This is a genomic window from Achromobacter marplatensis (assembly GCF_049060505.1).
In the GTDB taxonomy this organism is placed as follows: Bacteria; Pseudomonadota; Gammaproteobacteria; order Burkholderiales; family Burkholderiaceae_B; genus Achromobacter; species Achromobacter marplatensis_A.
In genome coordinates, this window is record NZ_JBMGRB010000007.1 from 321,679 (window position 1) to 343,453 (window position 21,775).

General features: G+C 66.2%; 26 protein-coding genes. 25 read left to right on the plus strand and 1 reads right to left on the minus strand.

Annotated features, from left to right (window positions below; all coding sequences use genetic code 11):
• Positions 1 to 2 precede the first annotated feature (2 nt).
• The 4 genes from ACI0FO_RS19220 to ACI0FO_RS19235 all read left to right on the plus strand — a co-directional run bounded on the left by ACI0FO_RS19220 (position 3) and on the right by ACI0FO_RS19235 (position 3,464).
• Positions 3 to 1,469 (plus strand): glutamate synthase subunit beta, encoded by a 1,467-nt coding sequence (locus ACI0FO_RS19220; protein ID WP_105560390.1) that lies wholly within the window; start codon positions 3 to 5, stop codon positions 1,467 to 1,469.
• A 125-nt stretch (positions 1,470 to 1,594) separates the two neighbouring features.
• On the plus strand, positions 1,595 to 2,167 hold the full coding sequence (locus tag ACI0FO_RS19225) for a chromate transporter (RefSeq protein ID WP_416029167.1): 573 nt from the start codon (positions 1,595 to 1,597) through the stop codon (positions 2,165 to 2,167).
• Positions 2,164 to 2,691 (plus strand): chromate transporter, encoded by a 528-nt coding sequence (locus ACI0FO_RS19230; RefSeq protein ID WP_416029171.1) that lies wholly within the window; start codon positions 2,164 to 2,166, stop codon positions 2,689 to 2,691. The genes ACI0FO_RS19225 and ACI0FO_RS19230 overlap by 4 nt, the downstream gene beginning before the upstream one ends.
• Before the next feature lie 134 nt (positions 2,692 to 2,825).
• Positions 2,826 to 3,464 carry an OmpW/AlkL family protein gene (locus ACI0FO_RS19235; RefSeq protein ID WP_105560391.1) on the plus strand — a complete coding sequence of 213 codons (639 nt, stop codon included), beginning with the start codon at positions 2,826 to 2,828 and terminating at the stop codon, positions 3,462 to 3,464.
• Here ACI0FO_RS19235 and ACI0FO_RS19240 read toward each other — a convergent pair.
• Positions 3,461 to 4,324, minus strand: a complete 864-nt coding sequence (locus ACI0FO_RS19240) for a LysR family transcriptional regulator (RefSeq protein WP_416029176.1) — start codon at positions 4,322 to 4,324, stop codon at positions 3,461 to 3,463. The two genes, ACI0FO_RS19235 and ACI0FO_RS19240, sit on opposite strands and share 4 nt — an antisense overlap.
• Before the next feature lie 64 nt (positions 4,325 to 4,388).
• Here ACI0FO_RS19240 and ACI0FO_RS19245 point away from each other — a divergent pair, with 64 nt between their 5' ends.
• The 21 genes from ACI0FO_RS19245 (at position 4,389) to ACI0FO_RS19345 (ending at position 21,769) form a co-directional block, all read left to right on the plus strand.
• On the plus strand, positions 4,389 to 5,612 hold the full coding sequence (locus ACI0FO_RS19245; protein ID WP_416029178.1) for a YbfB/YjiJ family MFS transporter: 1,224 nt from the start codon (positions 4,389 to 4,391) through the stop codon (positions 5,610 to 5,612).
• Between the two features lie 25 nt (positions 5,613 to 5,637).
• Entirely contained in the window at positions 5,638 to 6,615 is a 978-nt protein-coding gene (locus tag ACI0FO_RS19250) for a Bug family tripartite tricarboxylate transporter substrate binding protein (protein WP_416029180.1), read from the plus strand.
• 17 nt (positions 6,616 to 6,632) lie between these two features.
• Complete coding sequence (locus tag ACI0FO_RS19255; RefSeq protein WP_416029181.1) at positions 6,633 to 7,694, plus strand: NAD(P)H-dependent flavin oxidoreductase; 1,062 nt, start codon at positions 6,633 to 6,635, stop codon at positions 7,692 to 7,694.
• Between the two features lie 188 nt (positions 7,695 to 7,882).
• Positions 7,883 to 8,719, plus strand: coding sequence for an ABC transporter ATP-binding protein (locus ACI0FO_RS19260; RefSeq protein ID WP_416029183.1), 837 nt, complete (start codon positions 7,883 to 7,885; stop codon positions 8,717 to 8,719).
• Complete coding sequence (gene mlaE / locus ACI0FO_RS19265) at positions 8,716 to 9,504, plus strand: lipid asymmetry maintenance ABC transporter permease subunit MlaE (RefSeq protein ID WP_416029185.1); 789 nt, start codon at positions 8,716 to 8,718, stop codon at positions 9,502 to 9,504. Before ACI0FO_RS19260 ends, mlaE begins: the two co-directional genes overlap by 4 nt.
• 12 nt (positions 9,505 to 9,516) lie before the next feature.
• Complete coding sequence (gene mlaD, locus ACI0FO_RS19270; protein WP_310033754.1) at positions 9,517 to 10,017, plus strand: outer membrane lipid asymmetry maintenance protein MlaD; 501 nt, start codon at positions 9,517 to 9,519, stop codon at positions 10,015 to 10,017.
• 80 nt (positions 10,018 to 10,097) lie between these two features.
• Entirely contained in the window at positions 10,098 to 10,892 is a 795-nt protein-coding gene (locus tag ACI0FO_RS19275) for an MlaA family lipoprotein (protein ID WP_416029187.1), read from the plus strand.
• A gap of 38 nt (positions 10,893 to 10,930) precedes the next feature.
• Complete coding sequence (locus ACI0FO_RS19280) at positions 10,931 to 11,560, plus strand: MlaC/ttg2D family ABC transporter substrate-binding protein (protein WP_416029189.1); 630 nt, start codon at positions 10,931 to 10,933, stop codon at positions 11,558 to 11,560.
• A gap of 178 nt (positions 11,561 to 11,738) precedes the next feature.
• Positions 11,739 to 12,551, plus strand: coding sequence for an ABC transporter ATP-binding protein (locus ACI0FO_RS19285; RefSeq protein ID WP_416029191.1), 813 nt, complete (start codon positions 11,739 to 11,741; stop codon positions 12,549 to 12,551).
• Positions 12,548 to 13,360: an ABC transporter permease gene (locus ACI0FO_RS19290; protein WP_416029193.1), complete on the plus strand. Its 813-nt coding sequence runs from the start codon at positions 12,548 to 12,550 to the stop codon at positions 13,358 to 13,360. The genes ACI0FO_RS19285 and ACI0FO_RS19290 overlap by 4 nt, the downstream gene beginning before the upstream one ends.
• Positions 13,361 to 13,366: 6 nt before the next feature.
• Positions 13,367 to 13,612, plus strand: a complete 246-nt coding sequence (locus ACI0FO_RS19295) for a BolA family protein (protein ID WP_416029195.1) — start codon at positions 13,367 to 13,369, stop codon at positions 13,610 to 13,612.
• Positions 13,612 to 14,880, plus strand: coding sequence for a UDP-N-acetylglucosamine 1-carboxyvinyltransferase (gene murA, locus ACI0FO_RS19300; RefSeq protein WP_416029197.1), 1,269 nt, complete (start codon positions 13,612 to 13,614; stop codon positions 14,878 to 14,880). Before ACI0FO_RS19295 ends, murA begins: the two co-directional genes overlap by 1 nt.
• A 76-nt stretch (positions 14,881 to 14,956) precedes the next feature.
• Positions 14,957 to 15,634: an ATP phosphoribosyltransferase gene (gene hisG / locus ACI0FO_RS19305; protein ID WP_100853529.1), complete on the plus strand. Its 678-nt coding sequence runs from the start codon at positions 14,957 to 14,959 to the stop codon at positions 15,632 to 15,634.
• Positions 15,635 to 15,688: 54 nt separating this feature from the next.
• Entirely contained in the window at positions 15,689 to 16,993 is a 1,305-nt protein-coding gene (hisD, locus tag ACI0FO_RS19310; RefSeq protein WP_416029199.1) for a histidinol dehydrogenase, read from the plus strand.
• Positions 16,990 to 18,078: a histidinol-phosphate transaminase gene (gene hisC, locus ACI0FO_RS19315; RefSeq protein ID WP_416029201.1), complete on the plus strand. Its 1,089-nt coding sequence runs from the start codon at positions 16,990 to 16,992 to the stop codon at positions 18,076 to 18,078. The genes hisD and hisC overlap by 4 nt, the downstream gene beginning before the upstream one ends.
• A gap of 1 nt (position 18,079) precedes the next feature.
• On the plus strand, positions 18,080 to 18,667 hold the full coding sequence (gene hisB, locus ACI0FO_RS19320) for an imidazoleglycerol-phosphate dehydratase HisB (protein WP_416029203.1): 588 nt from the start codon (positions 18,080 to 18,082) through the stop codon (positions 18,665 to 18,667).
• 34 nt (positions 18,668 to 18,701) lie between these two features.
• A complete protein-coding gene (locus ACI0FO_RS19325) occupies positions 18,702 to 19,400 on the plus strand; it encodes an imidazole glycerol phosphate synthase subunit HisH (protein WP_416029205.1) in 699 nt (232 codons plus the stop codon).
• A 57-nt stretch (positions 19,401 to 19,457) separates the two neighbouring features.
• On the plus strand, positions 19,458 to 20,198 hold the full coding sequence (hisA, locus tag ACI0FO_RS19330; RefSeq protein WP_046805342.1) for a 1-(5-phosphoribosyl)-5-[(5-phosphoribosylamino)methylideneamino]imidazole-4-carboxamide isomerase: 741 nt from the start codon (positions 19,458 to 19,460) through the stop codon (positions 20,196 to 20,198).
• Positions 20,195 to 21,016: an imidazole glycerol phosphate synthase subunit HisF gene (gene hisF, locus ACI0FO_RS19335; RefSeq protein ID WP_416029207.1), complete on the plus strand. Its 822-nt coding sequence runs from the start codon at positions 20,195 to 20,197 to the stop codon at positions 21,014 to 21,016. The genes hisA and hisF overlap by 4 nt, the downstream gene beginning before the upstream one ends.
• 1 nt (position 21,017) lies before the next feature.
• Complete coding sequence (gene hisI / locus ACI0FO_RS19340; RefSeq protein ID WP_416029209.1) at positions 21,018 to 21,422, plus strand: phosphoribosyl-AMP cyclohydrolase; 405 nt, start codon at positions 21,018 to 21,020, stop codon at positions 21,420 to 21,422.
• A complete protein-coding gene (locus ACI0FO_RS19345; RefSeq protein WP_416029211.1) occupies positions 21,419 to 21,769 on the plus strand; it encodes a phosphoribosyl-ATP diphosphatase in 351 nt (116 codons plus the stop codon). The genes hisI and ACI0FO_RS19345 overlap by 4 nt, the downstream gene beginning before the upstream one ends.
• Positions 21,770 to 21,775: the final 6 nt, after the last annotated feature.

The following is a 21,775-nucleotide window of genomic DNA, read 5'->3' on the forward strand; positions in this document are numbered from 1 at the left end:
CCATGGGAAAGATTACCGGCTTTATGGAATTTCAGCGTCTGCAGGAGGCCTCCGAGGCCCCGCAGAAGCGGCTGAAGAACTGGCGCGAATTCGTGCTGCACCTGACCGACGACCAGGCCAAGCAGCAAGCCGCGCGCTGCATGGACTGCGGCATCCCGTTCTGCAACAACGGCTGCCCGGTCAACAACATCATCCCCGACTGGAATGACCTGGTGTACAAGCAGGACTGGCGCCGCGCGCTGGACGTGCTGCACTCCACCAACAATTTCCCGGAATTCACCGGCCGCATCTGCCCGGCGCCGTGTGAAGCCGCCTGTACCTTGAACATCAACAGCGACGCTGTCGGTATCAAGTCCATCGAGCACGCCATCATCGACAAGGGTTGGGCCGAGGGTTGGGTCGCACCGCTGGTGCCGGCCAAGAAGACCGGCAAGAAGGTCGCGGTGGTGGGTTCCGGCCCCGCCGGCATGGCGTGCGCGCAGCAGTTGGCGCGCGCCGGCCACTCGGTGACGCTGTTCGAAAAGAGCGACCGCATCGGCGGCCTGCTGCGTTACGGCATCCCCGATTTCAAGCTGGAAAAGCACCAGATCGACCGCCGCATCTCGCAGATGGAAGCCGAGGGCGTGGAATTCGCGCCGTCGACCTACATCGGCAACCCGAAGGACCCCGTGGCCGACGGCCTGACGGTGCGCACGCCGGATTCGCTGAAGGCCGAATTCGACGCGATCGTCATGACGGGCGGTTCCGAGACCCCACGCGACCTGCCGGTGCCGGGCCGCGAACTGTCGGGCGTGTACTACGCGATGGACTTCCTGCGTCAGCAGAACAAGGCCGTCGCCGGCGATCGCCTGACCGACCAGACGCTGGCCAAGGGCAAGCACGTGGTCGTGATCGGCGGCGGCGATACGGGTTCCGATTGCGTGGGCACGAGCAACCGCCACGGCGCAGCCTCGGTCACGCAGTTCGAACTGATGCCCCAGCCGCCCGAGTCCGAAAACAAGACCATGACGTGGCCGTACTGGCCGCTGAAGATGCGCACCTCGTCTTCCCACGAAGAAGGCTGCGAACGCGATTGGTCCGTCACCACCAAGCTGCTCAAGGGTAGCAACGGCAAGGTCGAAAAGCTGGTCGGCGCCCGCGTCGAATGGTTCAAGGACGACGCCACCGGCCAGATGAAGATGCGCGAAGTCGAGGGCTCGGAATTCGAGATCAAGGCTGATCTGGTGCTGCTGGCCATGGGCTTCGTATCGCCGGTGCAGACCGTGCTGGACGCGTTCGGCGTGGACCGCGACGCACGCGGCAACGTGCGCGCCAACACCGACGACTACCGCACCAACGTGGAAAAAGTGTTTGCCGCGGGCGACATGCGCCGGGGCCAGTCGCTGGTGGTCTGGGCCATCCGCGAAGGCCGCCAGTGCGCGCGTTCGGTGGACGCCTACCTGATGGGCGCTAGCGAATTGCCGCGCTGATCCTTCCGACGCTGGCAATGCCCCATTCGCCGCCTTCGCGCTCCTGCGCCAAGGCGGCGAGTGCATTCAGGCGGCCGACATTGTCATTTCCGTAAGATGCGCCATCGCACCTTCCCGGTTTCGCCATGCCCGCCGACGCGCCCCTTGATGCACCTGCCTTGCCGCAGATATTCCTGGCCTTCACCAAGGTCGGCCTGACGAGTTTCGGCGGCGGCTTGAGCGGCTGGATGATGCGTGAATTCGTGCAGCACCGGCGCTGGATGTCCGAATCCGACTTCCTGTCCGGGCTGGCTCTGGCGCAGTCCTTTCCCGGCGTGAACGTCGTGAACCTGGCCATCTGGATCGGTTTCCGGCTGCGTGGCGGCCCCGGCGCTTTGCTGGGCGGCCTGGGCATTACCGTACCGCCCATGCTGGTGGCGATCGCGCTGGCGGCGGTGTTCGCCAGCATGGCGCATTCGCATGGCCTGCACGTGGCGATGGCCGGCGTGGCGGCCGCCGCGGTGGGCGTGTCGCTGCAAACGGGCCTGCGCGCGGCGCGTCGTGCGTTGATGGGCCGCCTGCCTGCCGCGGTCATGGCCTGTACGTTCGCCGCCATTTTCCTGCTGCGCCTGCCATTGCTGTGGGTGGTGGGCGTGATGGCTCCTTTGTCGATCTTCATCGCCTACACGCGCCTGCGCCGGCAGGAGCCTGGAAAATGAACCTGGCGACGCTGCACGACCTGTTCGCGGTGTTCACGCCACTGTCGTTCCTGACGGTCGGCGGCGGCCAGAGCATCCTGCCGGACATCCATCGGCAAGCGGTAGACGGGTATGGCTGGATCAACGACGCGCAGTTCCTGGATTACTTCGCGTTGTCGCGCATCACGCCCGGGCCGGCTTCGCTGCTGGTGACGCTGATCGGCTGGCACGTGGGCGGTTGGGGTGGCGCCATCGCCGCTTCCATCGCCATCTTCCTGCCGTGCTCATTACTGATCTACGCATTGGCGCGCGTGTGGGCGAGGTACCGGCGCACCGTCTGCATCCGCGCGATCGAAGCGGGCCTGGTGCCGGTGGCAGCGGGCATGATCCTGGCATCGTCCTGCACCTTGTTGCGCGCGGCGGAGGGCGGGGCGTGGGCCTGGGGGGTTGCGGCGCTGTCGACCATCGCGTTGATTTACACACGGTTCAGCCCTTTCATCATGCTGGGCGTGGGCGCAGCGGTATTTCTGGTCGCGTTTGCGTAGGATCCGTCTGATTCCTGTTGCCTGACGGCCACGGGCGTGCCCCATCTTTTCACGGTTTGACACATATCAATCTGGCCCAGAGCCAGGTTTGAGAACCTGTCGTCTCACCCTCATGGAAAGATCGGAGAAGAAAAATGTTTTCGCTGAACGGGCGTATCCGCGCCACCGCCATCGCCGGACTGATCGCCGCCGGCGCACTCGCCGCTCCTGCGCATGCCCATGAGGCAGGCGACGTGCTGTTCCGCGTGGGCGTGACACAGGTCCGTCCTTCGTCCAACAATGGCACGGTGCTGGACGGCAGCGTCAAACTCGACGTCAACAACAACGTCCGCCCGAGCTTCACGCTGGGCTACATGGTCACGCGCAACATCGGCATCGAACTGCTGGGTGCCTGGCCGTTCCAGCACGACGTCAGCGGCAGCGGCTTGGGCAAGATCGGCTCCAGCAAGCAATTGCCCCCCACGCTCAGCCTGCAATGGCACATCCTGCCGGACAGCATGATCCAGCCGTACATCGGCGTGGGCATCAACTACACGCACTTCTTCGACACCAAGGCCGAAGGCGCGTTGAAGGGTTCGGACCTGAAGCTGGGCGATTCCTGGGGCGTGGCCGCGCAATTGGGCGCGGACTTCAAGATCAACGAACGCTGGTTCATGAACGCCGACATCCGCTACATCGACATCAGATCGAAGGTGAAGCTGGACGGCCAGCACATCGGCACCGCACGGATCGATCCGTGGGTAGCCACGCTGGGCGTTGGTTACCGGTTCTAAGCCATCAACTGTTGCCGCAGCGCCTGCAAAGCAGGCGCGTCGTCATCTGCACGCCAGACCAGTTGGGTCTGCGCGTGCGCATACGGGCCGGTCAGCGCACTGACACAGACCGAGTGTTCCGCTCCCAAGACGGCCAGCACCGAACGCGGCACGATGGCCACACCTGAGCCTGCCGCCACGCACGCCACGATGGCGTGGTACGACGCAAACTCCATCACCCTGCCTGGCGCCAGGCCTTCGTGGTTCAACCACGATTCCAGGATGCGCCGGTACGAACACCCCGCCGCAAACGCAATGACGGTACGGCCGCCCAGATCGCGGGCACTTGCGATCTTGCCCCAAGCCAGCGGCGAAATCAGCGTCAGGTCTTCGTTGAAGGCATCCATGACAGCCAGGCCATCGGCCGGAAACGGCTGGGCCACGAACGCCGCCTCGATTTCGTAATTGCGCACCTTGGTCGCCAGCGCGCCCGACGTTCCGGTGACGAGTTCTATCCCTACCTGCGGCCAAGCTGCGTGATAGGCCGCCAGGATGGGGGGCAGGCGTGCGGCGGCCGTGCTTTCCATGGTGCCGATACGCAGCACGCCTTGCGGCGCGCCATCACGCACTGCGGCCTGCGCCTCGTCCGACAAGCGCAACAGGCGATCGGCGTAAGACAGCAGCACGCGCCCCTGGTCCGACAACACCAGCCGGCGGTTCTGGCGGCGAAAGAGCGGCGCCTCTAGCGAGGCCTCCAGTTGCTTCAAGCGGGTCGATACATTGGACTGCACCCGGTTCAGGTGCTGGGCCGCGCGCGCCACGCCGCCCTGATCGGCCACCGCCTTGAAGATCTGCAATGCGTCGAGATCCAAGTTTCTCATTTCAAGAACCTATGTTCTTAATAATTCACTATTAAAGATATTAGTACAGCCGTAGAGTGGACGCATGTCAACGCCTGCTTACCCTTCCGTTCCCGACTCCCGCAGCGCCGCCAGCCTGGCTTGGCCGGCCGCCCTGGCGCTGGCCGCCGCCATGGGGATTGGACGTTTCGCCTTTACCCCCGTCTGGCCGCTGATGGCGCAGGAAGGCGGCTTATCGCTGGCCCAGGGCAGCTGGATCGCCTCGGCCAACTATGCCGGCTACCTGCTGGGCGCCCTGGCGGCCGTGGTCTGGCCGGTGCGGCACCCCCGGGGCCAGTTGGCGCTGAGCCTGCTGGCCGTGGCGCTGCTGACGCTGGCCATGCCGCTGATGCACGACGTCGCGTTCTGGTGTGCGCTGCGGCTGGCCGCAGGCTACGCCAGCGCCAGCGCCTTCATCTGCGTGGCCGGCTGGCGGCCCGTGCCAGCGGGAGACCCGCGCGAACCCGCCGCCGCGGGGCTGACCTATGCCGGCGTGGGCGCGGGCATCGCGCTGACCGGCCTGGCCTGCCTGGGTCTGATGGCCTGGGGCGTCCGTGCCGACGGCATGTGGCTGGCCCTGGGTGGATTGACGCTGGCCTTGTCCGTCATCGCCTGGCCCGGGCTGAACCGGCCCGCCGCCTCGGGCCGGCCGCCGGCCGCCACCGCGCGCCCCGCCGGGCTATCCCGCGCGGTTCCCCGCCTGGCCCTGCACTACGGGGTATTCGGCGTGGGCTACATCATTCCGGCCACGTTCCTGCCCGCGCTGGCCAAGGAGGTCATTGCAGACCCGGCGGTCTTCGGATGGGCCTGGCCGTTGTTCGGGCTGGCGGCGGCCGTGTCCTGCCTGCTGGTGCCCAAGCTTGCGCGCGGCCGCGACGACAAGCGCGTCTGGCAGGGCGCGCAGGCGCTGATGGCGATTGGCATGCTGGCCGTGGCGCTGTGGCACCACATCGCGGCCGTGATCGTGGCTGCGCTGCTGGTGGGCGGCACGTTCATGGTGATCACCCAGGCCGGCATGCTGACGGCGCGGCGCGCCGCTGGCGCCGCCGCGCCCCGGGCTGCCGCCATCATGACCGCCGCGTTCGCCGCCGGACAGATATTGGGGCCGCTGTTGGCTTCGTGGGCGTCCCACTGGGGCGCGGGCTTGCCGCAAGTGCTGGGGGCCGGCGCGGCGTTGCTGGCGCTGTCGGCCTGGCGCTTGGGAAAAATCACGACAGAAGACATAGGCGCTGGGCATAATGCGATCGGCCCGCAAGGCTGTACACATTAGAGACAAGAAAGAGGAGTCACCCAGCATGAAATCTTTGCGCCCCCTGATCGCCGCCCTGGCGACCGTTGCCGCTTTCAGCGGCGCCGCGCAGGCCCAGACCGCCGACTGGCCCGCCAAACCCATCACCATGATCGTTCCCTACGCGCCGGGCGGCTTTGCCGACACGCGCGTGCGGCTGCTGGCGCGCAAGCTGGGCGAAACGCTGGGCCAGCCCATCGTGGTCGAAAACAAGGCGGGCGCAGGCGGCGTGGTGGGCACCAACCTGATTGCCAAGGCCGCACCCGATGGTTACACCATCGGCACGGGCAACCTGGCCCCGATGGCCGTGAACCCGTCCTTGATGAAGGAAATGCCCTACAACCCGCAAAAGGACCTGGCGCCCATCATCCTGATCGAAAACAGCCCGCTGGTGCTGAGCGTGAACAACGAGCTGCCGGTCAAGACGCTGGCCGATCTGATCGCGCTGGCCAAGAAGCAGCCTGGCAAGCTGTCGTTCGGTTCGTCGGGCGTGGGCGGCGCGCACCATCTGTCGGGTGAAATGTTCCGCGAACAGGCCAAGATCGACATCGTGCACGTGCCGTACAAGGGCGGCAGCCTGGCCGCGACCGACCTGATGGGCGGCCATATCTCGATGATGTTCGAAATGGGCTATTCCGCGCTGCCCGCCATCCAGGGCGCCAAGATCCATCCCATCGCCGTCACGTCCGCCAAGCGCCTGGCCGTGCTGCCCGACGTGCCCACGATGGCCGAATCCGGCCTGCCGGGCTTCGAGTCCTACAACTGGCAGGGCATCGTCGCCCCCGCCGGCACGCCGGCCCCGATCATCGCGAAGCTGAACGCCGAATTCAACCGCATCCTGAAAGAACCGGATGTGCAGAAAGCCATCGCCGACACCGGCAGCCAGGCCGGCGGCGGCACGCCCGAGGAATTCGCCGCCTTCATCAAGAGCGAAACCGAGAAGTGGGCCCACGTCATCAAAGCTGGGAACATCCAGCTTCAATAACCCCTAGGAGTCTTCCCATGGCCACCCGTCTGCTTGACCTTCTGAAGTTGGACCATCCCATCATCCAGGCCCCCATGGCGGGCGGCGCAACCACGGTGGAACTGGTGTCCGAGGCGTCGAAAGCGGGTGTCCTGGGATCGCTCGGGGCGGCCTACATGAGCCCCGAACAGATCGACGCGGCGGCGGCGGACATCCGCGCCCGCACGCCGCGGCCCTTCGCCATCAACCTCTTCGCATCCGTACCCGACGTGCCCATGCAGGGCGACACGGGCCGCATGCTGGCCCTGATGGCCCGCTACCACGAACAGTTGGGCTTGCCGGCCCCCGTCGCGCCCGGCCCGCAGCCCGATCCGCTACCCGGACAGATCGACGCCGTCCTGCGGCTGCGCCCGGCCGTCTTCAGCTTCACCTTTGGCCGGATCCCGGCCGACGTGCTGGCACGCTGCCGCGACCTGGGCATCCTGACCATCGGCACGGCGACCACCGTGCGCGAGGCGGTCGCGCTGGAACAGGACGGCGTGGACGCCGTCGTGGCACAGGGCGCCGAAGCGGGCGGGCACCGCGGCTCCTTCCTGGATGATTTCGAACAATCGCTGATCGGCACCATGGCGCTTGCGCCGCAGGTAGCCGATGCCGTGTCCATCCCGGTGATCGCGTCCGGCGGCATCATGGACGGCCGCGGCATCGCCGCCGCCCTGGCGCTGGGCGCAGATGCCGCACAAATGGGGACGGCCTTCTTGACCACGCATGAATCCGGCATCAGCGACGCCTACAAGGCCGTGCTGCCGGCATCGCGCTCCGAGCAGTCCCGCGTGACCCGGGCCTTCTCGGGCCGCCCGGCGCGCGGCATCTCCAACGCCTTCATGCGGGACGCCGACGCGCTTGCCGCCGACATCCTGCCGTATCCCCTTCAGAATGCGCTGACGCGCCCCATGCGCACGGCCGGCGGCAAAGCCGGCAATATCAACGTGCTGTCGCTCTGGGCCGGCCAGGCCGCGCCGCTGGCCCGCCGCGAAAGCACGGCGGAACTGGTCCAGCGGCTGGCCCGCGAAACGTTGGCGGCCCAGGCGCGCCGCTGAGCGCCGGGCGGGGCCCCCGCAGCCGCTCTCCGGGCGGTCGCAGGGCGGGTGATTGTCCCTGGCACTGAATACACTGTTCCATTCACGGCGTATCGCATTGTGATTACAAAGCGTCGGGCTACAATGGCGCCTCGCCGCTGGGGGCCAGAGTCCGCCTTGGTCCTTGCAAAACACCCATTTTGTTGCCCATGCCCGCTCAAACAAGCAGCACCCCGGAATTCGCCCTGCGCCTGGAAGGTGTGGCGCTAGGCTACGGTGATTTCACCGTGTTGCGCGACATCTCCATGGACGTGCGCGCGGGCCAAGTGGTCGCCGTCATGGGCGGCTCGGGTTCCGGCAAGACAACGCTGCTGCGGGCGGCCACCGGCCAGCTCGTCGCGCAGAAGGGCCGGGTCCTGGCATTCGGCCAGGACATCGGTCACGCCACGCCGGCCGAACTGCAATCCCTGCGCAAGCGCATGGGCGTGCTGTTCCAGCAAGGCGCGCTGTTCACCGACCTGAATGTGTTCGAAAACGTCGCGTTCCCGCTGCGCGAACACACCAGACTGTCTGAATCCGACATCACCGACCGCGTACTCGACAAACTCGACGCCGTCGGCCTGCGGGCCGCCGCGCACCTGAGAGTGGCCGAGATCTCCGGCGGCATGGCGCGCCGCGTGGCCCTGGCCCGCGCCGTGGTGCTGGAACCCGAACTGATCCTGTACGACGAACCCTTCGCCGGACTCGACCCGATCTCGCTGGGCATCACTGCCCGCCTGATCCGCAGCCTGGCCGACCGCCTGGGATGCGCCTCGGTGCTGATTACCCACGACGTGCAGGAATCCTTCGCCATCGCCGACCAGGTGTATCTGGTCGGCCAAGGCAAGTTGGCCGCCGCCGGCACGCCGGAAACGCTGTCGGCGTCGCAAGACCCTTATGTCCAGCAATTCCTGAAAGGCCAGCCCGACGGCCCGGTCGCGTTCCAATACCCTGAAACGCCGGCCTTCCAAAAGTGGCTTTCCGAACAGAAAGGGCGCAAAGCATGAGCGGCTTCAACAATCCCGTCAGCGCGCTCGGCGGATGGGTGCGCGGCGTCGTCTCCGGCGTCGGCTACTTCACCCGGTTCTTCGCCGGCATGCTGGCGCGCAGCGGCATCGTGTTCTCGCGCCCGCGCCTGGTGTCCCAGCAAGTCCATTTCATCGGCAACTATTCGCTGCTGATCATCGCCGTGTCCGGCATGTTCGTGGGCTTCGTGCTGGGGCTGCAGGGCTACTACACGCTAAACCGCTACGGTTCCGAAGAGGCGCTGGGCCTGCTGGTGGCCTTGTCGCTTGTGCGCGAACTGGGGCCTGTCGTCACGGCGCTGCTGTTCGCCGGGCGCGCGGGCACCTCGCTGACCGCCGAGATCGGCCTGATGAAAGCCGGCGAACAACTGTCCGCCATGGAAGTCATGGCCGTCGACCCGATCCGTCGCGTGCTGGTGCCGCGCCTGTGGGGCGGCATCATCGCCATGCCCATCCTTGCGGCGGTGTTCTCCATGGTGGGCATCCTGGGCGGCTGGGTCGTCGGCGTCGTGATGATCGGCGTGGACGCAGGCGCGTTCTGGTCGCAGATGCAAAACGGCGTGGACGTCTGGAACGACGTGGCCAACGGCGTCATCAAGAGCGTGGTGTTCGGCGTCACGGTAACGCTGGTGGCGCTCTACGAAGGCTGGCAGGCCCGGCCCACGCCCGAAGGCGTCGCCCGCGCCACCACGCGCACCGTGGTGGTGGGCTCCTTGGCAGTACTTGGGCTGGACTTCCTGCTCACTGCCTTGATGTTTGGAAATTGAAACGGATCGATCATGTCACGCGAAAAAACCGACTTCTGGGTAGGCCTGTTTGTACTGCTGGGCGCGATCGCGCTGGTATTCCTGGCGTTGCGCGCCGGCAACCTCAGCACGTTTTCCTTCGCCCCGACCTATACGCTATCGGCCAATTTCGATAACGTAGGCGGCCTCAAGCCGCGCGCGGCCGTCAAAAGCGCCGGCGTCGTCGTGGGCCGCGTGTCCAGCATCACCTTTGACGACAAGACCTTCCAGGCAGTCGTCTCGGTGAATCTGGAAAAAGCCTATCAGTTCCCGAAGGACACGTCGGCATCGATCCTCACGTCCGGATTGCTTGGCGAACAGTACCTGGGCCTGACGGCCGGCAGCGAAGAAGAGAACTTTACCGACGGCGGAAAAATCCGCTATACACAAAGCGCAGTCGTGCTGGAGCAGCTGATCAGCCAGTTCCTGTACGGCTCCGCCGAGAAGCAAGGCGCCGCCTCCGAAGCCGAACCCGCCGCGAAAGCGCCAAATTGAAGACGATGCGACAGACGCCGTAACAGGCTGCGCGTCACCATCGCAACATCATAAGAATCGTTGATAGGAATGTCCTGATCATGAACAAGAACGCACTTTCCCGAATCGCCACCATCGCAGCGGCGGGTGCGCTGATGGCCGGCTGCGCCGCGCCGCAGAACCCGGATCCGCGCGATCCATGGGAAGGCTTCAACCGGGGCGTCTACAAGTTCAACGACACGGTCGACCGCGCGGTCTTCAAGCCGGTTGCCCAGGCCTACACCTATGTCACGCCGCAGCCCGTGCGCAGTTGCGTGCACAACATCTTCAGCAACGTCGGCGACCTCTGGTCCGGCGCCAACAGCTTTTTGCAAGGCCGCGGCCACGACTTCGTGAACACGCTGGGCCGGTTCCTGTTCAACACCACGATGGGCGTGGGCGGCTGCTTCGACGTCGCCTCGGCCAACGGCGCGCGCAAGATCCCGAACGACTTCGGCACGACGCTGGGCGTGTGGGGCTTTGGCCAGGGTCCGTACCTGGTGCTGCCGATCTTCGGTTCGTCGACGGTGCGCGACGGCGCGGGCCTGATCGGCGATTACTACGGCACGACCTACGGCTACATGGGCGTCGACTCCATCGACAACGTGCGCCTGCGCAACTCGCTGTGGGGCCTGCGTCTCGTCGATACGCGCGCCAGCCTGCTTAACGCCACCGACACGATCGACCGCGTCGCGCTGGATCCGTACAGCTTCATCCGCGACGCCTACCTGCAGCGCCGCAACGCCATGGTGCTGGGCCAACGCGTGAACGACGACGATGCGCTGCCCAACTACGAGGACGACGACGGCGATGCTCCGGCCCAGGGCGCCCCGGCGCCCGCGCCGGCAACCAAGTAAGCTGTTGCTTGCGTTCATCGGTACAGTAAGGAGTCTTGATGCGATTTGCTTTTATTTCCCTGTTGCAGCGGTTGGCCTTCGCGGGCCTGCTGGGCCTTGCCGTGGCTGGCGCCGCGCAGGCCAAGCCCAACCCCAACGGTCCTCCGGACCAATTCGTCGTCGCCACGGCCAATGAAGCCCTCGACGTGCTGAAAGCGGACGGCTCGGTCAAAGCCGGCAACACCGCCCGTATCAACGAAGTCGTCAACCAGCACATCCTGCCCTACGTCAACTTCCAGAAAACGACCCGCCTGTCCGCCGGCCGCTTCTGGCGCCAGGCGACGGAACAGCAGAAGACGGCCTTGGCCGACGCGTTCCGCGGCACGCTGGTGCGCACCTACAGCGGCGCGCTGACCCGCGTGACGCCCACCACCACCGTCAAGGCCCTGCCGTTCCGCGGCGACCCCAAGGCCGACGACGTGGTCGTGCGCACGCTGATCAGCCAGGACAACGGCCAGCCCACGGGCGTGGACTACCGCCTGGAAAAGACGCCGCAAGGCTGGAAGATCTACGACATGAACGTCGAAGGCATCTGGCTGATCGAGAACTACCGCAACCAGTTCGCGCAGCAGATCAACCAGAACGGCATTGATGGCCTGATCAAGGCGTTGAACCAGCGCAACCAGTAATTCAATTCCCCGGTTCCGGCTGCATCCGGCCCGGCGCGCCCCTAGCGGCCCGCCGGGCCGATTATTTAAGGGACAGATAAAGCCGCCACCCCTACGATTCCCGGGGCCATAGGCGCTTGCCGCCACGGCGCGCTTATATAATGATCAATTCGCTCTTTCCGGGCAGTCCCCCGCCGTCATGTCAGCCGTCAGTCTAGAAAACGTCTCCAAGGTCTACTCGCCACGCCAGCGTGGCTGGCAGAAGCTGCTTGGGCGCACGCCCGCGCCGGGCTTCCAGGCGCTGGACCACGTCAGCCTGAATATCGAGCACGGCGAGTTTTTCGGCCTGCTCGGCCCGAACGGCGCAGGCAAGACCACCCTGATCTCGATCCTGGCCGGCCTGGCGCACGCGTCTTCCGGAAGGGCCACCGTCTGTGGCTACGACGTCATCGCCGATTACAAGTCGGCGCGGCGCTCACTGGGCGTGGTGCCGCAAGAGCTCGTCTACGACCCGTTCTTCACGGTGCGCGAGACCCTGCGCATTCAGTCCGGCTATTTCGGCCTGCGCAACAACGACGACTGGATCGACGAGATCCTGTTCAACCTGGGCTTGGCCGACAAGGCCGACAACAACATGCGCGCGCTGTCCGGCGGCATGAAACGCCGCGTGCTGGTGGCGCAGGCCCTGGTGCACCGCCCCCCCGTGATCGTGCTGGATGAACCCACCGCGGGAGTCGACGTCGACTTGCGCCGCACCTTGTGGGAATTCATCTCGCGCTTGAACAAGGCGGGCCACACCATCATGCTGACCACGCACTACCTGGAAGAAGCGGAAGCCCTGTGCGGCCGCATCGCCATGCTCAAGCGCGGGCGCATCGTGGCGCTGGACACCACCCAGGCCCTGATGGCCCGCGTTGGCGGCGTCGACCTGGAAGACGCGTTCGTGCGCATCATGCATCAGGGCGACGAGCCCGCCGCGCCTGCCCTGCAACCCGAAGAGATTTCGTCATGACGCCGCCCACCGCGACCGCCAGCCAACCGCTGGTGCAGCCCCGCCTGGATGCGGGCTCCGGTTTCCCGACGCTACTGCGCAAGGAATTGCTGCGCTTCTGGAAGGTCGGCTTCCAGACCATCGCCGCCCCCGTGATCACGGCGCTGCTGTACCTGCTGGTGTTCGCGCACGTGCTGGAAGGGCGCCTCATGGTGTATGGCACCGTGCCCTACACGGCGTTCCTGATCCCCGGGCTCATGATGATGAGCATGCTGCAGAACGCGTTCGCCAATCCGTCGTCGTCGCTGATCCAAAGCCGCATCACCGGCAACCTCGTCTTCATGCTGCTGCCGCCTTTGTCGCACCGCGACATGTTCGGCGCCTTCGTGCTGGCGGCCATCGTGCGCGGCCTGGCCGTGGGGCTGTGCGTCTGGGCCGTGGCGTTGTTCTTCGTGTCGCTGATCCCCGCCAACCCGCTGTGGCTGCTTGCCTTCGCCGTACTGTCCTGCGGCATCATGGCCGTGCTGGGCGTGGTCGCGGGCCTGTGGTCCGAAAAATTCGACCAGCTGGCCGCCTTCCAGAATTTCCTGATCATGCCCGCGACGTTCCTGTCCGGCGTGTTCTATTCCATCCACACGTTGCCGCCCTTCTGGCAGAGCGTGTCCCACTGGAACCCCATCTTCTACGCCATCGACGGATTCCGCTACGGATTCTTCGCGGTGTCGGACGTCTCGCCCTGGCGCAGCCTGGCGGTGGTGACGGCGGTGTTCCTGGCGCTATCGCTTTACGCGCTGCGGCTTCTGGCCAGCGGCTACAAACTCAGGAACTGACGTCCTATGCTTCCCACTCCCGCGCAAGTCCGCCAATACATCGCGGACGGCCTGTCCTGTGAACATCTTGACGTGCAGGGCGACGGCTCGCATTTCGACGCCGTCATCGTCAGCGCGGCCTTCCAAGGCAAGCGCCTGATCCAGCGCCATCAGATGGTCTATGCCGCGCTGGGCGACCGCATGAAAGCCGAGATCCACGCCTTGTCCATGCGCACCCTGACCCCTGACGAATACCAGCAAGCAGGCAAGTGATGGACAAACTGCGCATCACCGGCGGCACGCCGCTACACGGCGAAATCACCATTTCCGGCGCCAAGAATTCGGCCTTGCCGATTCTATGCGCGGGTCTGCTGACCGCCGACGCGCTGACGCTTGCCAACGTTCCGCACCTGAACGACACCGCCACCATGCTGCGCCTGCTGGACCGCATGGGCGTGCGCGCCGAGCGCGGCGCGGACGGCGTGGTCACGCTGCAGGCCAACAAGGTCGACAACCTGGAAGCGCCATACGACCTGGTCAAGACGATGCGCGCCTCCATCCTGGTGCTGGGCCCGCTGCTCGCCCGCTTCGGCGAAGCGCGCGTGAGCCTGCCTGGCGGCTGCACCATCGGCCAGCGGCCGGTCGACCAGCACATCAAGGGCCTGGCCGCGCTGGGCGCCGAGATCAGCATCGAACACGGCTTTGTCGTCGCGCGCGCCAAGCGCCTGAAGGGCGCCTCCGTGCGCACCGACATGGTCACCGTCACCGGCACCGAGAACCTGCTGATGGCCGCCGTGCTGGCCGACGGCCGGACCGTGCTCGAAAACGCCGCGCGCGAACCCGAAGTGGTCGATCTGGCCGAATTGCTCATCAAAATGGGCGCCCGCATCCAGGGGCACGGCACGGACCGCATCGTGATCGATGGGGTCGAGCGTCTGCACGGCGCCGAACACCGCGTCATCTCCGACCGCATCGAAGCCGGCACGTTCCTGTGCGCCGTGGGCGCGGCAGGCGGCGACATCCTGCTGAAGAACACTGACGCCGGCATCCTGGGTGCCACGCTGGACAAGCTGGCCGAAGCCGGCCTGACCATCGAAACCGGCCCGGACTGGATCCGCGGCGCCATGTCCACGCGCCCGAAGGCCGTGGGCTTGCGCACGCGGGAATACCCCGGTTTCGCCACCGACATGCAGGCGCAGGTCATGGCGCTGAACGCCGTGGCGGAAGGCACCTCGGTCATCGTCGAGACGATTTTCGAAAACCGCTACATGCACGTGCAGGAACTGCGCCGCATGGGCGCCGACATCGACATCGATGGCCACACCGCCATCGTGCGCGGCGTGAAGCGCCTGTCGGGCGCCACCGTGATGGCCACCGACCTGCGCGCCTCGGCCAGCCTCGTCATCGCCGGCCTGGCGGCCGACGGCGACACGCTGGTCGACCGCATCTACCATCTGGATCGTGGCTACGACCAGATGGAAGTCAAATTGCGCGCCCTGGGCGCGAACATCCAACGCGTGACCGGCAAGGAACAGGCATGAAAAGTAATAGCCCCCACGCCGCGCCGTCGGCTTGCTGCTCCCCGATTGGGTCCGATCATTTTGAGGCTGCCCGGCAATGAACAATGCCACCACGATGAAGCCCCTGACCCTGGCCCTGTCCAAGGGCCGGATCTTTGAAGAAACCATGCCGTTGCTGGCCGAGGCCGGCATCGAAGTGACGGAAAGCCCGGAAAGCTCGCGCAAGCTGATCCTGCCGACCAGCGACCCTGGCCTGCGCCTGATCATCGTGCGCGCCTCCGACGTGCCGACCTACGTGCAGTACGGCGCGGCCGACCTGGGCATCGCGGGCAAGGACGTGCTGATCGAGCACGCCAAGGAACAGCCCGGCGGCCTGTACCAGCCCATCGACCTGAACATCGCCAAGTGCCGCCTGGCCGTGGCGGTGCGCAACGGCTTCGACTACGAAGGCGCCGTGCACCAGGGCGCGCGCCTGCGCGTGGCCACCAAGTACGTCCACTCAGCCCGTGAACACTTTGCGGCAAAGGGTGTGTACGTGGATATCATCAAGCTGTATGGTTCGATGGAACTGGCGCCGCTGGTTGGCCTGGCCGACTGCATCGTCGACTTGGTGTCCACCGGCGGCACGCTGCGCGCCAACGACCTGGTCGCCGTTGAAGACGTCATGCCGATCTCGTCGCGCCTGATCGTCAACCAGGCTGCACTGAAGACCCGCGGCGCCCGCCTGCAACCGCTGCTGGACGCCTTCGAAAGAGCTGCCTCCCGCAACGCCTGACCCCCGCCCGCCGCGATGCCGCGGCGGCCGCTTTCCGCTTTGCTCCATGACGCCATGGCCCTGATCAATCGTCTCGACTCCCGCGATCCCGGATTCAAATCCGCCCTGTCCAAGCTGCTGGCCTTCGAAGCCAACGAGGACGAGTCCATCGACCGCGCCGCGGCCAGCATTCTGGCCGACGTGCGCGCTCGCGGCGACGCCGCGCTGGTGGAATACACGCAACGCTTCGACCGCATGCCGGGCGTATCGGCCGCCGCGCTGGAAATTCCCAAGGCAGACTGGCATGCCGCGCTGGCTTCGCTGCCGGCCGCCCAGCGCAACGCGCTGGAAGCCGCCGCCGACCGCGTCCGCAGCTACCACGAACGCCAACGCGCCGAGACCTGGACCTACACCGACGCCGAAGGCACGATGCTGGGCCAGCAGGTCACGCCGCTGGACCGCGTGGGCTTGTACGTGCCGGGCGGCAAGGCCGCCTATCCGTCGTCGGTGCTGATGAACGCCATCCCGGCCAAGGTCGCGGGCGTGCAGGAACTGATCATGGTCACGCCCACGCCCGACGGCGTGCGCAACCCCATCGTGCTGGCCGCGGCCGCCATCGGCGGCGTGGACCGCGTGTTCGCCATTGGCGGCGCGCAGGCCGTGGGCGCGCTGGCCTACGGCACCGATACCGTGCCCGCCGTGGACAAGATCGTCGGCCCGGGCAACGCCTATGTCGCCGCCGCCAAACGCCGCGTATTCGGCGTGGTCGGCATCGACATGATCGCCGGCCCCAGCGAAATCCTGGTCATCTGCGACGGCAAGACGCCGGCCGACTGGATCGCCATGGACCTGTTCTCGCAGGCCGAACACGACGAACTGGCGCAATCGATCCTGCTCTGTCCGGACGCCGCCTTCATCGCGGAAGTCGAAGCCGCCATCGCGCGCCTCCTGCCGACGATGCCGCGCGCCGACATCCTGCGTGTCAGCCTGGCGAACCGCGGCGCGCTGATCCAGGTCCAAAGCCTGGAAGAAGCCTGCCAGATCGCCAACGACATCGCGCCGGAGCACTTGGAGATCTCCACCGAGCAGCCCGAAATCTGGACGGCCAAGATCCGCCATGCCGGCGCCATCTTCATGGGCCGCTTCAGTTCGGAAGCGCTGGGCGACTACTGCGCCGGCCCGAACCACGTGCTGCCAACGTCGCGCACCGCGCGTTTCTCATCGCCGCTGGGCGTGTACGACTTCCAAAAGCGTTCCAGCCTGATCCAGGTATCGCATCAGGGCGCCCAGACCTTGGGCCGCATCGCCGCCGAACTGGCGCTGGGCGAGGGCCTGCAGGCGCATGCCGCCAGCGCCCAGTACCGGATCGACAAACCATGAGCGTGGCCGGCCGCATCGCCGGCACCGTGCGCGCCGACATCCGCGAACTGGCCGCCTATCCCGTGGCCAACGCGGAAGGCTGCATCAAGCTGGACGCGATGGAATGCCCCTACGAGCTTCCCGAAGCGGTCCGCGACGACATCGCCCGCGCCGTGCGCGACACGGCGCTGAACCGCTACCCGGCCGCCGACCTGACCGCGCTGCAGCAGGCGGTGAAGGCCGCGTTCGGGGTGCCCGATGCCGCCGACGTGCTGTTCGGCAACGGCTCCGACGAACTCATCCACATCGTCGTGCAAGCCTGCTGCAACCCCGGCGACACCGTGATGTCGCCGTGGCCGTCGTTCGTCTATTTCGACATGGCGGCCCGGTTCGACCACGCTCGCTTCGTCGGCGTGCCGCTGACCGATGATCTGACCCTGGATTTGCCGGCCATGCTGGCCGCCATCCGCGAGCACCAACCCAAGGTCGTGTTCCTGGCCGTGCCCAACAACCCCACCGGCGGCCTCTGGTCCGACCGCGACGTGCAGGCGATCATCGCCGCCGCCCCGGGCCTGGTGGTGCTGGACGAGGCCTATCAGCCCTTTGCCGACCGCACCTGGATGGCCCAGGTGCTGGACGCGCCCAATGTCGTCGTGATGCGCACGGTCTCCAAGATCGGCCTGGCGGGCTTGCGTTTCGGATACATGGCCGGCCACCCGGACTGGATCGCCGAACTGAATAAAGTGCGCCCGCCCTACAACCTGGACGTGCTGACCCAGGCCACGCTGATGACGGTTCTGCGCCACAAGGACGTGCTGGACGAGCAGGCCGCGCGCCTGCGCGCCGACCGCGAACCGCTGGCCACGGCCCTGGCGGCGCTGCCCGGCGTCAGGGTATTCCCTTCCGCCGGCAACTTCATACTCGCGCGCTTTTCCGGCAAGCTGGACGGCAACGCCGTGCATCTTGCGCTGAAAACGCGCAAAATATTGATTCGTAACTTCTCCAACGCCCATCCGCTCCTGGCCAACTGCCTGCGCATCTCGGTGGGCGCCCCGGCCGAGAACGCCGCCTTGCTGGCTGCCCTGCAAGAGATTTTGAGTGCTTAACATGCGTACCGCAGAGATCACCCGCAACACCAACGAAACCCGCATCCGCGTGGCCATCAATATCGACGGCACCGGCAAGCAGACGATCGACACGGGCGTGCCGTTCCTGGACCACATGCTGGACCAGATCGCGCGCCACGGCCTGATCGACCTCGACATCAAAGCCGAGGGCGACCTGCACATCGATGCGCACCACACGGTGGAAGACGTGGGCATCACCCTGGGCATGGCAATCGCGAAAGCGGTCGGCACCAAGGCCGGGCTGCGCCGCTACGGCCACGCCTATGTGCCGCTGGACGAAGCGCTGTCGCGCGTCGTGGTGGACTTTTCGGGCCGTCCCGGCCTGGAATACCACATCCCGTTCACGCGCGCCCACATCGGCAATTTCGACGTCGACCTGACGCGCGAATTCTTCCAGGGCCTGGTCAATCACGCGCTGATCACGATGCACATCGACAACCTGCGCGGCTTCAACGCCCACCACCAGGCGGAAACCGTGTTCAAGGCCTGTGGCCGCGCGTTGCGCATGGCCATGGAAGTCGACCCGCGCATGGGCGACGTCGTGCCCTCCACCAAGGGCGTGCTGTAACCGTTCGCCAAACCCACCGCACCAGGCAAAAGAAGTGACCACTATCGCCATCGTCGACTATGGAATGGGCAATTTCCACTCCGTCGCTCGCGCCCTGACGTTCGCCGCCCCCGATGCGGACATCCGCATCTGCAACCAGCCCCAAGACATCGACGCGGCCGACCGCGTGGTCTTCCCGGGCCAGGGCGCCATGGCGGACTGCATGCGCACCCTGAATGAATCCGGCCTGCGCGAAGCCGTCGTCCGCGCCGCCCGCAACAAACCGCTGCTGGGCGTCTGCGTGGGCGAACAGATGCTGTTCGACTCGTCTGAAGAAGGCGGCACGTCCTGCCTGGGCCTGTTCCCCGGCGTCGTGCGCCGCTTCTCGGGGCCGCGTTTCGCGGACCTGATCGCCACCGACGATGAAGCCTGCCTGGCCGACACCGGCGCTGCGGGCCTGGCCGACACCCGCCCGGAACGGCTGAAAGTCCCGCACATGGGATGGAACAAAGTCCGCCAGACGCGCTCTCATCCTATCTGGGACGGCATTCCGGACGACACGCACTTCTATTTCGTCCATAGTTACTACGCCGATCCGGACGATGCCGGCCTGACTGTTGGTGAAACCGATTATGGCGTCGCCTTTACCTGCGCAGTGGCGGCAGCTAACATTTTCGCGGTGCAGTTCCACCCCGAAAAGAGCGCCGAACACGGTTTGCGCCTGTATCGCAATTTTGTAGACTGGCAGCCGTAGGCCTAGAGCCCACGTGCGCCAGCCCATTCAACCCCTCTTTCTTTTTTGCTGCCCACCATGCTGCTGATCCCCGCCATCGATCTTAAAGACGGGCGCTGCGTGCGCCTGCGCCAGGGTGACCTGGACGATGCAACGGTGTTCTCCGAAGACCCCGCCGCCATGGCCACCCGTTGGCTCGACCAAGGCGCGCGCCGCCTGCATCTGGTCGACCTGAACGGCGCCGTCGCCGGTAAACCGAAGAACGAAGCGCCCATCAAGGCCATCCTGGAAGCCGTCGGCGACGACATCCCCGTCCAGATCGGCGGCGGCATCCGCGACCTCGACACCATCGAGCGCTACCTTGACGCCGGCATCTCCTACGTGATCATCGGCACTGCCGCGGTCAAGAACCCGGGCTTCCTGCAAGACGCCTGCGGCGCATTCCCCGGCCAGATCATCGTCGGCCTGGACGCCCGCGACGGCAAGATCGCCACCGACGGCTGGAGCAAGCTGACCCGCCACGACGTGCTGGACCTGGCCAAGAAATTCGAAGACTACGGCTGCGAGGCCATCATCTACACCGACATCGGCCGCGACGGCATGCTGTCGGGCGTCAACGTCGAAGCCACGGTCCGCCTGGCCCAGCACGTGCGCATTCCCGTTTACGCCTCGGGCGGCATCGCCGGCATCCAGGACATCGAAGCCCTTTGCGCGGTCGAGGAAGAAGGTGTCGAAGGCGCCATCCTGGGCCGCAGCATCTACGAAGGCACGCTTGATTTCCAGGCAGCCCAGGCTCGCGCCGACGAATTGGCAAAATGACCACCTCCAGCAGCAGCACCGAGGCCGGCGCGCCCGTAGCAAGCGCGCTGACCCGCCGCATCATCCCCTGCCTTGACGTCACCGCCGGCCGCGTCGTCAAGGGCGTGAACTTCGTCAACCTGCTCGACGCGGGCGACCCCGTCGAGATCGCCCGCCGCTACAACGAGCAGGGCGCCGACGAACTCACGTTCCTGGACATCACCGCCACCAGCGACGGCCGCGACCTGATCCTGCCCATCATCGAGCAGGTCGCCTCGCAGGTCTTCATCCCGCTGACGGTGGGCGGCGGCGTGCGCCAGGTTTCCGATATCCAGCGGCTTCTGAACGCCGGCGCCGACAAAATCAGTATCAACAGCGCCGCCGTGGCCAATCCCGAACTGGTCCGCGCCGCGTCCGACTACCACGGCTCGCAATGCGTGGTCGTCGCCATCGACGCGCGTCGCGTATCAGCCGAGGGCGAACCCGCGCGCTGGGAAGTGTTCACGCACGGCGGCCGCAAGGCCACCGGCCTGGACGCCGTGGCATGGGCGCGTCGCATGGCCGCCTACGGCGCGGGCGAGATCCTCCTGACCAGCATGGACCGCGACGGCACCAAGTCGGGCTTCGACCTGGAACTGACCCGTGCCGTGTCGGACGCCGTGCCGGTGCCCGTCATCGCTTCCGGCGGCGTGGGCAATCTGCAACATCTGGCCGACGGCGTCACCACCGGCCGTGCCAGCGCCGTGCTGGCCGCCAGCATCTTCCATTTCGGCCAACACACCGTGGGCGAATGCAAGCGCTTCATGGCCGAACAAGGCATTGCAGTAAGGTTGGATTGATATGAGCACTGAACCCACCTGGATGGCCGACGTCGTTTTCGACGAAAACGGCCTGATCCCCGCCATCGCCCAAGACGCCGACAACGGCCAGATCATGATGGTGGCCTGGATGAACCGCGAATCGCTGGCCGAAACCGCCGCCACCGGCCGCGCGGTGTATTGGTCGCGTTCACGCCAGCGCCTGTGGCGCAAAGGCGAGGAATCCGGCCACATTCAAGAAGTGCATGAACTGCGCCTGGACTGCGACGGCGACGTCATCCTGCTGAAGATCCACCAGGAAGGCGGCATCGCCTGCCATACGGGGCGCGCCAGTTGTTTCTACCGCCGCCTGGAAGGCCAGACGGACCAAGCGTCCTGGGTCACGGTGGACCCGGTGCTCAAAGACCCGGAAATGATCTACAAATGACCGATCACGCCGCAAGCGCCGCCGATATCCTGGCGCGCATCGCCGACACGCTGGAAACCCGCCGCCCCGAAAACGGGGGGGATCCCGCCGCATCGTATTCCGCCAAGCTGCTGGCTAAAGGCCCCGATTCCTTTCTGAAGAAGATCGGCGAAGAAGCCACGGAACTGGTCATGGCCGCCAAAGACGGCGTGCCGGACCGCATCGTCAGCGAAACCGCCGACCTGTGGTTCCACTGCCTGGTCGCGCTGACGCATTTCAAGCTGCGGCCCGAAGACGTGCTGGCAGAATTGGCCCGCCGCGAAGGCTTGTCGGGCCTGGCCGAGAAGGCAAGCCGCCCCAAAGACTGACCACGG

Excerpts from the sequence above, each read along its gene's own strand:
- hisF (WP_416029207.1), top strand. The coding sequence starts at position 20,195 with ATGACCACCTCCAGCAGCAGCACCGAGGCCGGCGCGCCCGTAGCAAGC.
- ACI0FO_RS19245 (WP_416029178.1), top strand. The coding sequence starts at position 4,389 with ATGTCAACGCCTGCTTACCCTTCCGTTCCCGACTCCCGCAGCGCCGCC.
- ACI0FO_RS19250 (WP_416029180.1), top strand. The coding sequence starts at position 5,638 with ATGAAATCTTTGCGCCCCCTGATCGCCGCCCTGGCGACCGTTGCCGCT.
- ACI0FO_RS19220 (WP_105560390.1), top strand. The coding sequence starts at position 3 with ATGGGAAAGATTACCGGCTTTATGGAATTTCAGCGTCTGCAGGAGGCC.
- ACI0FO_RS19280 (WP_416029189.1), top strand. The coding sequence starts at position 10,931 with ATGCGATTTGCTTTTATTTCCCTGTTGCAGCGGTTGGCCTTCGCGGGC.
- ACI0FO_RS19260 (WP_416029183.1), top strand. The coding sequence starts at position 7,883 with ATGCCCGCTCAAACAAGCAGCACCCCGGAATTCGCCCTGCGCCTGGAA.
- hisC (WP_416029201.1), top strand. The coding sequence starts at position 16,990 with ATGAGCGTGGCCGGCCGCATCGCCGGCACCGTGCGCGCCGACATCCGC.
- ACI0FO_RS19255 (WP_416029181.1), top strand. The coding sequence starts at position 6,633 with ATGGCCACCCGTCTGCTTGACCTTCTGAAGTTGGACCATCCCATCATC.
- ACI0FO_RS19230 (WP_416029171.1), top strand. The coding sequence starts at position 2,164 with ATGAACCTGGCGACGCTGCACGACCTGTTCGCGGTGTTCACGCCACTG.
- mlaE (WP_416029185.1), top strand. The coding sequence starts at position 8,716 with ATGAGCGGCTTCAACAATCCCGTCAGCGCGCTCGGCGGATGGGTGCGC.
- ACI0FO_RS19240 (WP_416029176.1), bottom strand. The coding sequence starts at position 4,324 with ATGAGAAACTTGGATCTCGACGCATTGCAGATCTTCAAGGCGGTGGCC.
- hisI (WP_416029209.1), top strand. The coding sequence starts at position 21,018 with ATGAGCACTGAACCCACCTGGATGGCCGACGTCGTTTTCGACGAAAAC.
- murA (WP_416029197.1), top strand. The coding sequence starts at position 13,612 with ATGGACAAACTGCGCATCACCGGCGGCACGCCGCTACACGGCGAAATC.
- ACI0FO_RS19275 (WP_416029187.1), top strand. The coding sequence starts at position 10,098 with ATGAACAAGAACGCACTTTCCCGAATCGCCACCATCGCAGCGGCGGGT.
- ACI0FO_RS19295 (WP_416029195.1), top strand. The coding sequence starts at position 13,367 with ATGCTTCCCACTCCCGCGCAAGTCCGCCAATACATCGCGGACGGCCTG.
- mlaD (WP_310033754.1), top strand. The coding sequence starts at position 9,517 with ATGTCACGCGAAAAAACCGACTTCTGGGTAGGCCTGTTTGTACTGCTG.
- ACI0FO_RS19225 (WP_416029167.1), top strand. The coding sequence starts at position 1,595 with ATGCCCGCCGACGCGCCCCTTGATGCACCTGCCTTGCCGCAGATATTC.
- hisG (WP_100853529.1), top strand. The coding sequence starts at position 14,957 with ATGAACAATGCCACCACGATGAAGCCCCTGACCCTGGCCCTGTCCAAG.
- ACI0FO_RS19290 (WP_416029193.1), top strand. The coding sequence starts at position 12,548 with ATGACGCCGCCCACCGCGACCGCCAGCCAACCGCTGGTGCAGCCCCGC.
- hisB (WP_416029203.1), top strand. The coding sequence starts at position 18,080 with ATGCGTACCGCAGAGATCACCCGCAACACCAACGAAACCCGCATCCGC.
- hisA (WP_046805342.1), top strand. The coding sequence starts at position 19,458 with ATGCTGCTGATCCCCGCCATCGATCTTAAAGACGGGCGCTGCGTGCGC.
- ACI0FO_RS19235 (WP_105560391.1), top strand. The coding sequence starts at position 2,826 with ATGTTTTCGCTGAACGGGCGTATCCGCGCCACCGCCATCGCCGGACTG.
- ACI0FO_RS19285 (WP_416029191.1), top strand. The coding sequence starts at position 11,739 with ATGTCAGCCGTCAGTCTAGAAAACGTCTCCAAGGTCTACTCGCCACGC.
- hisD (WP_416029199.1), top strand. The coding sequence starts at position 15,689 with ATGGCCCTGATCAATCGTCTCGACTCCCGCGATCCCGGATTCAAATCC.
- ACI0FO_RS19345 (WP_416029211.1), top strand. The coding sequence starts at position 21,419 with ATGACCGATCACGCCGCAAGCGCCGCCGATATCCTGGCGCGCATCGCC.